We start from the raw sequence: 14,590 nt of genomic DNA on the forward strand, positions 1-14,590 counted from the left end.
TGAAATACATCATATTAAAACCTCTCACTTCGAGAGGTTTTTTGTTTGTGATTTAATTTAATTTTTTTTAAGTTGCAGAGATAGGTAAAGTACCATCTGTTTCGTCTGTAGAAACATTTTGCCTGTTTACAAGCAAAATATTGTACTGATCTGTAAGAGCATTTAGCTGATTGATTACGGTATCATAAGGAGAAGGAGGGGCTTCTGCCAAAAGATGCAGAGCATCTATTCTGTCACGAAGTGCATAATAAGTAGTATTGGTTTCTTCCCTTTTCGTCTTGATGGTTTCCGGATTAGCATCCCCATACTCTTGTGTACGGGAGATGTATTTTTCATTGAAGAGGCTATTGGCATTTTTCAGCTCATTCACCCATGAAGAAAGATTGAAAGCAGTAATGGCATCTGCCAGATCGGTTTTCAGTTCCCAGTCGCGCAGCATATTGTTGAGTGTAGCAGTTTCTGCCTGATAATTAAGCCTGGCAATACCACTGCCATACAGCGCCATATTTTCCAAAAGAAGCTGAGCTTTTTGTTTCTTATCTGCATCATAGTGATAGGTATAGGACAATAAAAAGTAATAAATAACATTAATGGCACTATCCCTTTTCTCATCCAACTGCAAAATCTCTTTGGTGATCTCACTTGCCAGCGCTTTTTTGAATAAGGCTTCCAGTTCGGCAGTTTTATTGATAAAAGCTGCGAGTTTTGCATCTATCTGCAAACCTGAGGGATTATAAGATTGATGATGCCTGCAAAATCCTTCATATACTGAAGATACTCTGCATTGCGGAGTTTAGGTAAATCAATTGTTTTCATACATTTGAATATTATAAATTAAACATTATTTCAAAACAAGTTTTAATTTTATTGTTTTGCACTTCCGAAAGCTGGCAACAGGACAGTGTGGGATTTTCGGAAGACCAGGAAAGTTTATAGCAGGGGTGCAGGAGGTTTTCGGAGGGAAAGGAAAACCTTTTACAGCTCTTCTGCTTTGTTTTTCCAGTAGTTTACCTGTTCTTTTAGTTCCTGTATGCGTTCTTCATATTGTTCTATCAGTTTTTCTGAAAGAGAATTGATGGTATTGATAGTTCCTACAAACTGAAAAGCCATTCCACCTTTTTGATCTGTATTTTCTTGTTCTAAATTATTAGTTTCATCTGTCAAAAAGTTTTCGGGCTTCATTTCAAAGATCTCACTCAGCTTTTCTATATAGGCAGCCCAGGAGTGGCTTTCTCCGCTTTCTATCCTTGCATAGGCAGATTGGGAAATGTTCAGCTTTTCGGCCATATCTTCCTGTGAGTATCCTTTGGATTTTCGTAATCTCTTTATTTTCTCTGCAACGTTATTGGTCATTGTATATGATAATTTATAAACAAATATAAAAATAATAAGATTATTGGTGGATGATATGGACAATTTATTTTGTACCCTCTTTTGTTATTCTGATGAAGGAAGAATCTCAACTTTATCTATTTCGTTCGCGGATCTTCTTACCCGATTTTCGGGTAATTTTATGCAAAAACAGGTTTGGAGGTATCTGCCGTTTTTCACATATTTGTAGAGTTATTAAAAAAATAATTATATTTAACTTCTAAAAACACAATATGTTATGAGGAAAAAGAATACCTTATGGCTGTCTTTAGGGATGGCTTTTATACTTGCCCTCCAATCCTGCCGGAATGATTATTTCCCCGAACAGGAGAGGTATAACAACAGCAGCGAGTTCAAACTCACCTCCAAAAGGATCTCCCTTGATCAGAGTAAGCACAAAGCCGGACTTCTTCCAGGGCTGGAAAAAGCAAAGGATAAGATGGGGTTTGAGGGTAAGAGGATGGGAGAGAAAATGAATGCTTCCGGAAAAACGGTTCACTATAGTGATGGTGTTTCCATTAATACAAATGATGTGATCTATATTGAAAACGGACCGGATTTTTATACCTATACTTTCAAAATAGAAAGAGAGAATGCCCCTGCCAATGCTCCTGTAGAAAATCTGGTACTAAGCCCTCTTTCGGATGGAAGCTGGAGAGAAATGCTGATCACCTATAACCTTACCGATCAGGAAAAGCAAACCATGAATGCCAGAGGATCTGTAGATCTCACCGGAAAGGTAGAATATACTCCATTGGAAAGCGGAACCTATTCCTCTGCTATGAAGCAGGATTTGGTCTGTTACTATAAAACCGTTTCTTATTATACTTCCTGTAGTGAAAACGCCCATCATCATGGGGAAGCTTCTGATGAAGACGGTGGCCCCTGCAAGGCAGATGTACAGTCTGTACTGGTGATTACGGTAACCCGTGTATGCACTATGGTAGGCGGTGGCGGTACAGAGACAGAAACCACACCGGGAGTAACCTACCCGGAGACAGGAGGCGGAAACCCTACAAACCCCAATAACGGAACCAACCCGAATAATCCCTGTGGAGGAAACGGCATCATTACCCAGCCACAAGACCCCAACTCTACATTAGGAACTCAAGAAGGCTGTAATACTGGAACACCGACGCTTCCTAATCTAGTAGAACTCCCTAAACCTTTAAATCCCTGTACAAAAATAAAAGCTAAATTTGCTGATGCGAAGTTCAAAGCAAAATATCAGGAATTAAATACTCCAGCCATGTTTGCGATGAATCATGAAAAAGGATATTATGAAAGACTTCCACCGGTGGGGACTACAGGGGTAGAACCAAGTTTTGTGGTTGAAAATGCGATACCTTGTAGTCATGGAATGGATTTACCCCAAAATAAAAACGGTATTGTAGGACTTATCCATATTCATAATGATGAAGATTGTAATGGCGATATACCTATAAAAGCACCATCTCCAGCAGATGTACGGACATTTTTGTGCAGACTGATGAAACAGTCTAAAGACTATACAGGAAGTTACAACAGTGCTTATTCTGTGGTAGTCACCTCACTGGGAAGCTACATGCTTCAGTATAATGGTGAAGCAGAGATTCCTTCTAATACATGGGATAAAATTGGTGAATGGAGAGATTGGTATACAAATGAATATAATAAATTAATTTTAGAAAACAAATTAACCCAAGAAAACACAGAAAAAGTATTTGCACAGTTTTTGAAAGAAAAAGTAAAAATAAATGGATTGGAAGTATATAGAGTTACAGAAACTTCATCTACCAAACTGGAATATGATCCTATAACAAAAAAAATAATTTTAACATTATGCCCTTAAAATCTAACATTATGAAACCAGTACTTTCTTTAATAATACTTTTCTTATGTATTTGCTGTAAATCTCAAATTTATCCTTTGAAAACTTATGATATAGAAGAATTCCCAAAAGATTCTTATGTAAAGGACACCAATAATGAGCTTCATGATTATGAAGGAACTTGGAAAGGCACTTGGAACGGTAAAACTATTTTAATTACTCTTAAAAAGATAAAATTTTACAAAATATTTTTAGAGAATAGAGCTTATTATAATGATATTCTTATAGGAAAATTTATTGTAAAAGATTCTAACGGATTAATTCTTTTTGATAATAATGCTCTAGCTGACGATAATGCTAAAATAAAAGGAAGTGGATTTATAAAGAATACAACAAGCTATTTGTTTGGTTACAATGATCCAGATCTTTGTCATATGAATGGAAGAGGAAGATTTAAATTCACAGATAGTACCAAAACAAAACTGGAATGGAAATATTCAGAGAGTGAAAACTGGATAGATACAGATTGTTTTTATTATGGCTGGGCGCAAGCAGATCGCCCACAACCTCTTCCTAATACTATTATTTTGACAAAACAATAAATGAAAAAAGCATTTTTATTTATATTATTAATTATTATAACTGCTTGTAAAGCACAACAAATCTATCCTTTAAGACCTGTACCAATTGACCTTCCTGAAAATTCGTATGAAAAAGACACGAATAATGAGCTCCAAGATTATGAAGGAACTTGGAAAGGCACTTGGAATGGTAAAACTATTTGGATCACATTAAAGAAAATAACATATAAATATGAAACTGCACTTAAATATTATCGAGATTATCTTATCGGGAAATTTGTTGTAAAAGATGCCAATGGATTAATTCTTTTTGATAATACTAATCTTCCTGATGGCAATGCTAAAATTAAAGGTATTAACTTTAGAAAGTATGGAGACAAATATTCTTTTATCTATATAGACATGGATTTATGTGCTATGAATGGAAGTGGAAGATTTAACTTCACAGATTCCACTAAAACAAAGCTGGAATGGAAATATTCTGAAGACGAAAACATTATAGATACAGATTGTTTTTATTATGGCTGGGCACAAGCAGACCGTCCACAACCCTTACCTAATAATATTATTTTGACAAAACAATAAATGAAAAAAGCATTTTTATTAATACTGTCAACAATTATAATTTCTTGTAAAGCTTAACAAATTTATCCATTAAGACCAATAACCATTGATCTTCCAGAAAATTCTTATGAAAAAGATACAAACAATGAATTACAGGATTATGTGGGAATATGGAAAGGAACATGGAATGGTAAAACTATTTTGATTACTTTAACAAAAGTCACTAATAAATATGATAATGTCTACAAATATTATAGAGATTATCTTATCGGAAAATTTGTTGTAAAGGATGCCAATGGATTAATTCTTTTTGATAATACTAATCTTCCTGATGAAAATGCTAAAATTATAGGTATAGGTTTTAGAAAAATAGATGACAAATATTCTTTTATTTATAACGATCCAGATTTATGTTCTATGGGTGGATACGGAAGGTTTAATTTCACAGATTCTACAAAAACAAAGCTGGAATGGAAGTATTCAGAAGATGAAAACATTCTAGATACAGATTGTTTTTATTATGGCTGGGCACAAGACCAAAGACCACAACCATTGCCCAATAATACTATATTAATAAAACAATAATGACTAAGTATATTTTAAGTCTGTTGTTTTCTATTGTTTTCTCAATAACTTTTAGTCAGGAAGTAAAATTAGGCTATATTACTTTAGAAAATTCAAACTCAATTGTAATAGGGTCTCATGTTAAAATTGAAATTTTCAAACCTATCTATGATCTCGGTAAAAGAGAAAAAAGAACTCATCGAGAAATATGCCTTACCGGAAAATGAATATATTGAAATTGTAAATGCCATTTTAAAAATTAAGCCTATTGACTTAATGAATGACTTTCAAACAGTAATTGATGGAGATTATACAACATTGAAGTTTGGCAGTATAGATGCGTCTGTGGAATATAGTATTTATGGATTAAGTAAAGGAGATAAAGATACTCCTTACAAAGATTTTTTAATTGCAGTTCAGTCAATTTTAAAATCAGCAAAAGTTAAAATTTATGGAATTAATTAGTTTCACAAATTCTATCTAAGCAAAACTCAATTGGAGATTTGTAAATACTACAGATATTATTACACCTGATTGCCCGTATTATGATGCTGACCCTTTTCCGGAGCCACTACCTGGAGAAATAGTTCTTATTAAACAGTAAGTAAAACCTCCAAAAGGAGGTTTTACTTCATGAAAACAGACTATGAAAAGGTTAATTTTTATAATTATTTCGACACTTTCAATATCTTGTCAGTCTCAAACAATTTCTTTAGAAGCTGCTGCCCAGTGCTCAATAAATCCAAACTGTTCTGATTACAATTATGAAAAAGACATAAATAATTCTCTGGATAAATATATCGATACATAGAAAGGAATATATAATGGGAAAATATACGAATTAAAATTCAACAAAAATTTATATGATGAAATGGGAATGAAAAGAGATCGAATAAAAGGTAGAATTCGGATTAGTATAACCGATAATTTACCTTTAATTATTTTTGATAATCTTAATGAACCTGATGATTCAAATACTAAATTTTCTGGTTTAGGATTTCAGCCTGATTTAAAAGCATCTATGATATATTTCGTAGGACCATCACCAAAAGGATGCATAAATTATGGAACTGTATATTTATATATGAAACCAAATACACCAAACTAAATGAACATATTTTATTGGTCTGAGCATGACATTGTTGTTGGAGAATGTCCAAGTACTTTTGTACAAACCTTTCCTGAAAAGCAAGTTATAACCTTACAAAGCAATAACTGAAAATGTAATTTGTATAAAATACAGGCCAATTAATCATACAGATATTATTACTCCAGATTGCCAGTATCATGATGTTAATCCCACTACCGGACTTACTAAACAGTAAATATTTTGCTTATAATAATGATATTAATATATTTTTTTAATTTCAAAACATATATTAAAAAGAAAAAAATATTATATAGCCAAAACCATCTTCTAAAGATGGTTTTTTATTTCAAACAAATTACTATTTTTGGATTATGATTAAAGCAAGGAATATTCATAAATCTTATGGAGATTTAGAAGTATTGAAAGGGGTAGATATCCATATAAAAATAGGAGAGGTAGTTTCTATTGTAGGAGAATCAGGGGCAGGGAAATCTACACTTTTACAAATTTTAGGAACTCTGGATCAGCCTAGCAGTTCCAAGCAGCATGATACTGAAATAACAATAGCCGGAGAGTCTTTTATCAATATGAATGATAAACAGCTTTCCAAATTCAGAAATCAGAATATTGGATTTGTTTTCCAGTTCCATCAATTGCTTCCGGAGTTTACTGCTTTGGAAAATGTTTTACTTCCTACAAAGATAGCAGGTGCCAATGAAAAAGAAGCTGTTGAAAAAGCCTATGCTTTGTTTGAAGACCTGAGGATTGAGCAAAGGCTTCATCATAAACCCAACCAGCTGTCCGGAGGAGAGGCACAAAGAGTGGCAGTGGCAAGAGCTTTGATCAATTCTCCCAAGATCATTTTTGCAGATGAGCCCACAGGGAATCTTGATTCCAAGAATGCGGATGATCTGCACAGACTATTCTTTGATCTCAGGGATAAATATGATCAGACATTTGTGATTGTGACCCATAACCCACACCTTGCTGAAATTACAGATAGAAAATTAGTGATGAAAGATGGAATGATTATAGAATAAAACACATACACCAATGATGAAACAATTTATTTTCCTATTCCTATTACTCATTCCCTGTTCCAAGATTGAGTCACAAGAAACTGCTATCCACCTGCCGAAATCCAAAATTCTGGAGATCAAAAACTATGTAAAAGGTAAGAAATATAACCAAGATCTGGCCGTTTTCATCAATTTTAAAATTCATTCAGGGAAATACCGTTACTTCGTATATGATTTAAAAAATGATAAGGTTTTACAGCAGGCGGTTGTTGCTCATGGCTCAGGCTCTGTAGTACAAAATTCGAATACGCTTGCATTCAGCAATATTGAAGGTTCATATCAATCTTCTCTGGGAAAATATGAGATCCGAGAAAGTTATGTAGGGAAATTTGGTAAATCTTATCGCCTGCAAGGGCTTGACAGTACAAACAGTAATGCCATGCAGAGGGCTATCGTTTTACATTCTTATTATTGTATCCCGGATAAAGAAAGTGAGCAGCCAGCCTGTTTAAGTTTAGGATGTCCTATGCTTTCAGCAAATGCTTTTAAACAGTCCGCTCAATATATTGATCATTCAGGAAAGCCTATTATCCTGTATGCGTTTTATTAATTCTTAACCTATAATTTCATCCAATCATGTCCATAAAAATTCTTGCAATAGACGACAGACCCAGAGAAAAGTTTTTACTGAAAGGTAGAAATTCAGTATCTGATTCTGAATTATTAGCCATTATTATGGGAAGTGGAAGTAAACAGGAAACCGCTGTGGAATTGGCCCGGAAAATTTTAGCTTCGGTCGATCATAATTGGCATCAGTTAAGCTTACTTTCTGTAAAAGATCTGATGAAATTTAAAGGTGTGGGAGAAGTAAAAGCAATCTCTATTGCAACAGCTTTAGAAATTGGAAGGAGAAGATCCGGACAGGAAGTTTCCGAGAAAACTATAGTTTCTAATAGTGATGATGCTTATCAGGTTTTTAAAAATCAATTATCAGATTTACGGGCAGAAGAATTCTGGGCGATTTTTCTTAATCAGAGCAATAAAGTAGTTCATATTTCAAAATTAACACAAGGAGGAATCAGCCAATCTGTCGTAGATGTAAGAATTTTATTCAAAACAGCTCTGGATCATTATTCAACAGGAATCATTATTGCGCATAATCATCCTTCTGGGAGTTTGAAACCAAGCCGGGAAGATATCAATATAACACAGAAAATACAGGAAGCCGGAAAATTTTTAAATGTTCAGCTTCTGGATCACCTGATCATCACACAAAACGCCTATTTTAGTTTTTCAGATGAAGGATTATTATGATTAGAAGATTAAAATACCATGAAATTGATTTCGAAAAATATACTGATTGTGTAGAAAACTCCGAACAGAGAAAATATTCTGCATCCAAAGACTTTCTGAATATCACTTCAGGAAAACAATGGGAAGTTTTGGTATATAACGATTATGAAGCTGTGATGCCTGTTCCTTTTTCAAGAAAGATGGGCTTCAAAATTGTCATCAATCCTAAATTGTGCCAGCAACTGGGGGTCTTTTCAAAAGAGGACAGTACTAAAATCAATGATCAGTTTCTAAGCTTTTTTGAAGAAAAATATATGATCTGGTATTATGCATTCAATGATGCCAATACATTTACCAGAACACTGAAAGAAAGACAGAATTTTCTCATCTATCCGGACAACTATGAAACAGTAAGACAAAGATACTCTCCCAAAAGAAAACGGAAACTGAGGCTTGATGAAGAAGTAAAACAAAATACAGAAATTCGGGAAGTCCATATAAAAGAGATCTGGAATTTTGTTTCTGAAAATGCAATAGGGGCAAAAAACGAAAAGGATAAGAATGAATTTTTACAGGCTTTTCTGGATTTTGAAAGTGCAGGCCATCTGAAAATAACCGCTTTTTATTATAATGAGTCTGTTATTAATGCCATTGCCATATATTATGATGAAAAGACAGCAGTACTTTTAGGGACATTTAATAATAAGGACCTTATCAAGCTTTCCGGGGCTTCAGTTATTATAGATCATGTGATCTCAGAAAATATAGAAAATAAGATTTTTGATTTTGAAGGAAGCGAGGTGCCTTCTGTTGAAGAATTTTTCAGAGGTTTCCGTCCTGAACTGAAGAAATATCCCGTCATTATGAATTCAAAGAAAGACCTTATTAAAAAGTTTATAAAATTTCTATGATCTTCTACTTCTTGGCAGCAAATAATACGCTGTCCTTTTCAGACTTTATCTCAAAGCCATATGGCTGGATATCATCACGTAAATCAGAAGGAGTATAAGGTGTATGGATCTCGATAATGGTATGATCCACAAGCTTAAGCCATGAATTATTTCTGGATAACAATTCCGTTTCTCCGCCTTCAATATCAATTTTGATCAGGTCTATATGCGAAAGATCATGAGTTCTCATCAGTGTTTCTATCGATAAAGCTTTTACCGGATCACCGTTTTCAGAGATCATCTGATTATAGGAAAGTTCATTGTTACCAAAATTAATCATTCCGTCTTCAAAATAAGCTGCTGCATGAATGCAGGTAATGTTTTTAAAAGCTTCCGTATTGACTTTTAACAGTTCGAAGTTCTCTGAAGAAGCTTCTATAGCATAGATCTTAGAATGAGGGTATTTCAAAGCCAGGTATACAGAGGTCATCCCGATATGAGCACCCAGATCAACAATGATTACAGGTTCTTTTTTCAGAAAAGAAAGATGCCTGTCATAAGTCTTTCTCCAGAATACCTCATAAAAAATATCAATATCCCCTTTAAATGTCCTTAAATAGAACTTAAATTTATTTTTCCCGCTCTTTAAATGATAGACAAAAGTTTCATTATTGTTTAGATCCAGAGTGTTTTTCTTAAACCTTGAACTATATCTTTTAGAATTGATGATAAGGGCCGTAAATGTTTTAAAGCTGTTGCTTATCCCATTACAGAAGACCAGCTTCGAGATATAATTTTTAAAAGACATTTTTAGTTGTTCAGTGATTAAGACTGCAAAATTAATGTAATTATCAAATTTTAAACGAATAACTTCTATTAATTCACTTTTTCATTCGAAGGAGTAAAGAAATATAAGCAAATTAAAAAGCTGAAAATAATGAGAAATAGCTAAAATATTAGTAATTTTGCCTCCTCAAATTATGACAAGTTTTTCAGGATATCTGCCGTATGCTTTTGCATTGATTGTTGCAATACCGTTTCTGGTTTTGCTGAGACAGTTTGTACATACTTATATCAAATTAAAAAACCAGGAAATAAAATTGCTTTCCGTAAAATCAAACTCCGAAAACAAAACCCATTCTTATGAAAGAATGACCCTTTTTCTGGAAAGAATGAAGCCTTCCAATCTCGTTCAGAGGTTTGATAAAGGCCTTGCCGTTCATGAATTTATTTTTCTGACGGAAAAAACCATTAATGAAGAATTTGAGTATAACTCCTCACAACAGCTATATTTAACAAAAAGTTCATGGCAGAATATTGTGAATTCTAAAAATGCAGTGATAGATTTGCTTCACAAAACTTATGAAAGCTTAAATAACAATCCTGATTTGGATGAATTTAAAACCGTTTTCATTATGAACTATATAAATGGTGAAGATTATATCGCAGCCACAATGGAAGATATGAGAAGAGAAATTTTAATAATAGCTTAATTAAAAAATAAAACAGATAAATAATGATTCCAAATTTTAAAGCACATCCATGGCACGGGATTTCTGCGGGGGAAGATGCGCCCAATGTTGTAAATGTATTTGTGGAAATTGTTCCTTCGGATACTATTAAATATGAAGTAGACAAGGAAACCGGATATTTAAAGGTTGACAGACCTCAGAAATTCTCTAATATCATTCCGGCATTATATGGATTTGTTCCAAGAACTTACTGCCACGACGAAGTAAAAGAACTCGCTGTTGAAATGGGTGCAGATGATGTAACCATGGGTGATCATGACCCATTGGATATCTGTGTACTGAGCTCACACAATATTCATGCAGGAGGAATGCTGATGGAAGCTATTCCAATTGGTGGTTTCAAAATGATTGACGGCGGAGAGGCTGATGATAAGATCGTAGCGGTAATGGTAGGTGACCATGCTTTCGGACATTTCAGGGATGTCGCCGAATTGCCTGAAGCAGAAGTAAGAAGACTGATGCACTATTTCCTTACCTATAAAAACCTTCCGGATGAGCCTGCAAAATGTAGAATCCAGGAAGTATATGGTGCAGAACATGCCAGAAAAGTGATTAGGGCAGCACAGACAGATTACGCCAATAAATTCGGAGGATAAAATTTCTTTCGATAAAAATATAAAGGGTAAATGAGGTTTCATTTATCCTTTTTTGTTTATAGAATGGGTCTATTATAATATAAATTATATATAGGTGTAATATTTTTGGTATTTTCATGAGAATTATTTATTATATTTAATTCTTTATTACTAAAAAAAAGTTAAACTATGGATCTATTTGTGTTAGTACCAATTTTTGGTGTGATTGCTTTACTCTATACTTTTATTCAGAGTAACTGGGTAACCAAGCAAAATGCCGGAAATGAAAAAATGAAAATTATCAGCGGACATATCGCTGACGGTGCCATGGCCTTTCTGAAAGCCGAGTACAAGATTTTGACCTATTTCGTAGTAATTGTAGCTGTTTTATTGGGCGTAATGGGAATGAGCAATGCCAATTCACACTGGAGTATCGGGATTGCTTTTGTTGTCGGGGCAGTATTTTCAGCATTGGCAGGCTTCATTGGAATGAAGATCGCTACGAAAGCCAATGTGCGAACTGCAGAAGCTGCAAAAACATCTCTTTCCAAAGCCCTTAAAGTGTCCTTTACAGGAGGTTCTGTAATGGGAATGGGAGTTGCCGGGCTGGCTGTTTTGGGATTGGGAGCTCTTTTCCTGATCATTAAGCAGATCTTTGCACCCGATGCACCAACAGACTCACATGAAATGGAAAGAGCCATTGAAATTCTTACAGGATTTTCCTTAGGGGCAGAATCCATTGCACTGTTTGCAAGAGTTGGAGGCGGTATTTACACAAAAGCTGCAGACGTAGGAGCTGACCTGGTAGGTAAGGTGGAAGCCGGAATTCCGGAAGATGACCCGCGAAACCCTGCTACTATTGCAGATAACGTGGGAGATAATGTAGGTGATGTTGCAGGAATGGGAGCTGACTTATTCGGGTCTTATGTAGCAACGGTTCTGGCAACAATGGTACTGGGACGTGAAACCATTTCTGAAGACGCCTTTGGTGGTTTTGCACCTATCTTATTGCCTATGATGATTGCTGGGACAGGAATTATTTTCTCTATAATAGGCACCTTGTTTGTGAGGATCAATGACAATGAAGGAGCATCTACTTCCAATGTTCAGAATGCCCTTAATCTTGGAAACTGGGGAAGTATAGTGATCACGGCCATAGCTTCCTACTTTTTAGTAAACTATATATTGCCGGAAACCATGGTACTGAGAGGTCATGAATTTACAAAAATGGGAGTGTTCGGGGCTATTATGGTAGGACTGGTCGTAGGAACTTTAATGAGTATTATTACGGAATATTATACGGCGATGGGTAAAAAGCCTGTCTCAAGTATCGTAAGACAATCTTCAACAGGACATGCCACCAATATTATCGGCGGACTTTCTGTAGGGATGGAATCTACTTTGCTTCCTATTATAGTATTAGCCGGAGGAATTTACGGTTCCTATCTATGTGCAGGCCTTTACGGGGTTGCCATTGCAGCAGCTGGAATGATGGCAACTACAGCCATGCAGCTGGCTATTGATGCTTTCGGGCCAATTGCGGATAATGCCGGGGGAATTGCCGAAATGAGTGAGCTTCCGAAAGAAGTACGAGAAAAAACAGATATACTGGATGCCGTAGGTAATACAACGGCAGCAACCGGAAAAGGATTTGCAATTGCTTCAGCAGCTTTAACGGCTTTGGCCTTATTTGCAGCGTTTGTAGGAATTGCAGGAATCGATGGAATTGATATTTACAGGGCAGACGTTTTAGCCGGTTTGTTTGTAGGAGGTATGATTCCTTTTATCTTCTCATCTCTGGCGATCACCGCGGTAGGTAAAGCTGCTATGGCAATGGTAGAGGAAGTAAGAAGACAGTTCCGTGAGATTCCCGGAATTTTGGAAGGAAAAGCCGAGCCTGAATATGAAAAATGTGTAGCCATTTCTACAGATGCATCCATTAAAAAGATGTTGCTTCCGGGAGCTATAGCCATTATTTCTCCACTTTTGGTAGGATTTATTTTCGGGCCTGAGGTTTTAGGAGGATTTTTAGCGGGAGCTACCGTAAGCGGTGTTCTAATGGGAATGTTCCAGAATAATGCCGGTGGTGCCTGGGATAATGCCAAAAAATCCTTTGAAAAAGGAGTTGATATCAACGGACAGACTTATTATAAAGGATCTGAGCCTCATAAAGCATCCGTAACGGGAGATACAGTAGGAGATCCGTTCAAAGATACCTCCGGGCCTTCTATGAACATTCTTATCAAATTAATGTCCATAGTCTCATTGGTGATTGCACCTACTTTGGCAAGTCTTCATAAGGATAAGATTGAAGCCAACAGAAAGGCAAAAATTGAAAGCCTTATAGGAATATCAGGTGTCTATTCTGATACTGCAGAAGGAGTAAAAGCAGCTTTGGCTTCAACTGATATCAAAGGTCATTTGAATGAAAGCGGAGATTTCGTGTACGAAACCGGAAATATTCAGGAAGTTGAATTAAAAGGAGGCAATAAGATATCCCTTGGTGAAAACAGCCGTTTATATCAGATGTATAATGCTGTTAAACAAAAAGATCAGGCTGTCCTGGATCCCAACAACTGGTATACTATTGAAAATCTTTATTTTGAAACCGGATCAAGTGATCTGAAACCCGGTTCCGAAACTCAGCTGCTTAATCTGGCTGAAATTTTAAATGCTTATCCTGAATTAAAAGTTAAATTAGGCGGATACACAGACAATACCGGTAATGAAGAAAGCAATCAGAAGCTCTCTAACTTAAGAGCCCAAACTGCCAAACTTAAATTACTGGAATTGGGAATTGTATCGGACAGGGTGGAAGCAGAAGGTTATGGTTCTCAGCATCCGGTTTGCGAAGCCAATGATACAGATGAATGTAAAGCTAAGAACAGGAGAATAGACGTACGGGTCCTTTCTTTGTAAAAAGTTTAATATAAAAAAATAAAACACACCGCAATTTGTGGTGTGTTTTATTTTTATGCCAGATACATTTAAACATGACCTTTAAAAATTAACAAATCAGATTCTTACAGAATGACAAACTATGTAAAAATACCATAAGTAAGATAAATAAATCCCGCTAAGTACCAATTAAATAATTAAACATAATCTTTGTCATTCCGGAGGAATCTAAACATGATCTTTAAAAATTAGCAGATTAAATTTTTGCAGAATGACAAACTGTGTGAGTAAATACCATAAGAAAGATAAATAATTCCTACTGACTGCAAATTAAATAGTCAAGCATAATATTTATCATTCCGAAGGAAGCCAACGAAGTGGTTTTACAAAGTCAATCCAAACA

Annotated in this window: 16 protein-coding genes; 13 read left to right on the top strand and 3 right to left on the bottom strand. The window is 35.2% G+C overall.

All coding sequences use genetic code 11. The features are described 5' to 3' along the window. Nucleotides 1-67: 67 nt before the first annotated feature. Nucleotides 68-721, bottom strand: a complete 654-nt coding sequence (locus HNP38_RS03200; protein ID WP_184184339.1) for a DUF6261 family protein — start codon at nt 719-721, stop codon at nt 68-70. 254 nt (nt 722-975) lie between these two features. Next, entirely contained in the window at nt 976-1,353 is a 378-nt protein-coding gene (locus HNP38_RS03205; protein WP_184184342.1) for a helix-turn-helix domain-containing protein, read from the bottom strand. A gap of 256 nt (nt 1,354-1,609) precedes the next feature. Here HNP38_RS03205 and HNP38_RS03210 point away from each other — a divergent pair, with 256 nt between their 5' ends. From HNP38_RS03210 to HNP38_RS03255, 10 genes are all read left to right on the top strand, one after another. Continuing rightward, complete coding sequence (locus tag HNP38_RS03210; RefSeq protein ID WP_184184345.1) at nt 1,610-3,202, top strand: hypothetical protein; 1,593 nt, start codon at nt 1,610-1,612, stop codon at nt 3,200-3,202. A gap of 11 nt (nt 3,203-3,213) precedes the next feature. After that, entirely contained in the window at nt 3,214-3,783 is a 570-nt protein-coding gene (locus HNP38_RS03215; RefSeq protein ID WP_184184348.1) for a DUF6705 family protein, read from the top strand. After that, the gene (locus HNP38_RS03220) at nt 3,784-4,347 is read left to right on the top strand and encodes a DUF6705 family protein (RefSeq protein WP_184184351.1); all 564 of its coding nucleotides are present in this window, start codon (nt 3,784-3,786) and stop codon (nt 4,345-4,347) included. It abuts the gene before it with no gap. A gap of 84 nt (nt 4,348-4,431) precedes the next feature. After that, a complete protein-coding gene (locus HNP38_RS03225; RefSeq protein ID WP_317166715.1) occupies nt 4,432-4,911 on the top strand; it encodes a DUF6705 family protein in 480 nt (159 codons plus the stop codon). A gap of 147 nt (nt 4,912-5,058) precedes the next feature. Further along, nucleotides 5,059-5,355: a hypothetical protein gene (locus HNP38_RS03230; protein ID WP_184184357.1), complete on the top strand. Its 297-nt coding sequence runs from the start codon at nt 5,059-5,061 to the stop codon at nt 5,353-5,355. A gap of 412 nt (nt 5,356-5,767) precedes the next feature. Then, entirely contained in the window at nt 5,768-5,998 is a 231-nt protein-coding gene (locus HNP38_RS03235) for a hypothetical protein (protein WP_228460920.1), read from the top strand. Nucleotides 5,999-6,351: 353 nt separating this feature from the next. After that, on the top strand, nt 6,352-7,020 hold the full coding sequence (locus HNP38_RS03240) for an ABC transporter ATP-binding protein (protein WP_184184362.1): 669 nt from the start codon (nt 6,352-6,354) through the stop codon (nt 7,018-7,020). Nucleotides 7,021-7,033: 13 nt separating this feature from the next. Continuing rightward, entirely contained in the window at nt 7,034-7,609 is a 576-nt protein-coding gene (locus tag HNP38_RS03245; protein WP_184184365.1) for a murein L,D-transpeptidase catalytic domain-containing protein, read from the top strand. 26 nt (nt 7,610-7,635) lie between these two features. Then, complete coding sequence (radC, locus tag HNP38_RS03250; protein WP_184184368.1) at nt 7,636-8,313, top strand: RadC family protein; 678 nt, start codon at nt 7,636-7,638, stop codon at nt 8,311-8,313. Beyond that, complete coding sequence (locus HNP38_RS03255; protein WP_184184371.1) at nt 8,310-9,203, top strand: hypothetical protein; 894 nt, start codon at nt 8,310-8,312, stop codon at nt 9,201-9,203. Before radC ends, HNP38_RS03255 begins: the two co-directional genes overlap by 4 nt. A gap of 4 nt (nt 9,204-9,207) precedes the next feature. Here HNP38_RS03255 and HNP38_RS03260 read toward each other — a convergent pair whose 3' ends face one another. After that, nucleotides 9,208-9,990, bottom strand: coding sequence for an FkbM family methyltransferase (locus HNP38_RS03260; protein WP_184184374.1), 783 nt, complete (start codon nt 9,988-9,990; stop codon nt 9,208-9,210). Nucleotides 9,991-10,162: 172 nt separating this feature from the next. On the opposite strand from HNP38_RS03260, the gene HNP38_RS03265 reads away from it, so the two are divergent. The 3 genes from HNP38_RS03265 (at nt 10,163) to HNP38_RS03275 (ending at nt 14,208) form a co-directional block, all read left to right on the top strand. Continuing rightward, nucleotides 10,163-10,675: a hypothetical protein gene (locus HNP38_RS03265; RefSeq protein ID WP_184184377.1), complete on the top strand. Its 513-nt coding sequence runs from the start codon at nt 10,163-10,165 to the stop codon at nt 10,673-10,675. Between the two features lie 23 nt (nt 10,676-10,698). Next, nucleotides 10,699-11,310 (top strand): inorganic pyrophosphatase, encoded by a 612-nt coding sequence (locus tag HNP38_RS03270; RefSeq protein ID WP_184184380.1) that lies wholly within the window; start codon nt 10,699-10,701, stop codon nt 11,308-11,310. Nucleotides 11,311-11,478: 168 nt separating this feature from the next. Continuing rightward, a complete protein-coding gene (locus HNP38_RS03275) occupies nt 11,479-14,208 on the top strand; it encodes a sodium-translocating pyrophosphatase (RefSeq protein ID WP_184184384.1) in 2,730 nt (909 codons plus the stop codon). Nucleotides 14,209-14,590 lie beyond the last annotated feature (382 nt).

This window comes from Chryseobacterium defluvii (genome assembly GCF_014204415.1).
Taxonomy (GTDB): Bacteria; Bacteroidota; Bacteroidia; order Flavobacteriales; family Weeksellaceae; genus Chryseobacterium; species Chryseobacterium defluvii_A.

Excerpts from the sequence above, each read along its gene's own strand:
- HNP38_RS03240 (WP_184184362.1), top strand. The coding sequence starts at position 6,352 with ATGATTAAAGCAAGGAATATTCATAAATCTTATGGAGATTTAGAAGTA.
- HNP38_RS03260 (WP_184184374.1), bottom strand. The coding sequence starts at position 9,990 with ATGTCTTTTAAAAATTATATCTCGAAGCTGGTCTTCTGTAATGGGATA.
- HNP38_RS03205 (WP_184184342.1), bottom strand. The coding sequence starts at position 1,353 with ATGACCAATAACGTTGCAGAGAAAATAAAGAGATTACGAAAATCCAAA.
- HNP38_RS03220 (WP_184184351.1), top strand. The coding sequence starts at position 3,784 with ATGAAAAAAGCATTTTTATTTATATTATTAATTATTATAACTGCTTGT.
- HNP38_RS03215 (WP_184184348.1), top strand. The coding sequence starts at position 3,214 with ATGAAACCAGTACTTTCTTTAATAATACTTTTCTTATGTATTTGCTGT.
- HNP38_RS03270 (WP_184184380.1), top strand. The coding sequence starts at position 10,699 with ATGATTCCAAATTTTAAAGCACATCCATGGCACGGGATTTCTGCGGGG.
- radC (WP_184184368.1), top strand. The coding sequence starts at position 7,636 with ATGTCCATAAAAATTCTTGCAATAGACGACAGACCCAGAGAAAAGTTT.
- HNP38_RS03245 (WP_184184365.1), top strand. The coding sequence starts at position 7,034 with ATGATGAAACAATTTATTTTCCTATTCCTATTACTCATTCCCTGTTCC.
- HNP38_RS03255 (WP_184184371.1), top strand. The coding sequence starts at position 8,310 with ATGATTAGAAGATTAAAATACCATGAAATTGATTTCGAAAAATATACT.
- HNP38_RS03230 (WP_184184357.1), top strand. The coding sequence starts at position 5,059 with ATGATCTCGGTAAAAGAGAAAAAAGAACTCATCGAGAAATATGCCTTA.
- HNP38_RS03265 (WP_184184377.1), top strand. The coding sequence starts at position 10,163 with ATGACAAGTTTTTCAGGATATCTGCCGTATGCTTTTGCATTGATTGTT.
- HNP38_RS03235 (WP_228460920.1), top strand. The coding sequence starts at position 5,768 with ATGAAAAGAGATCGAATAAAAGGTAGAATTCGGATTAGTATAACCGAT.
- HNP38_RS03210 (WP_184184345.1), top strand. The coding sequence starts at position 1,610 with ATGAGGAAAAAGAATACCTTATGGCTGTCTTTAGGGATGGCTTTTATA.
- HNP38_RS03275 (WP_184184384.1), top strand. The coding sequence starts at position 11,479 with ATGGATCTATTTGTGTTAGTACCAATTTTTGGTGTGATTGCTTTACTC.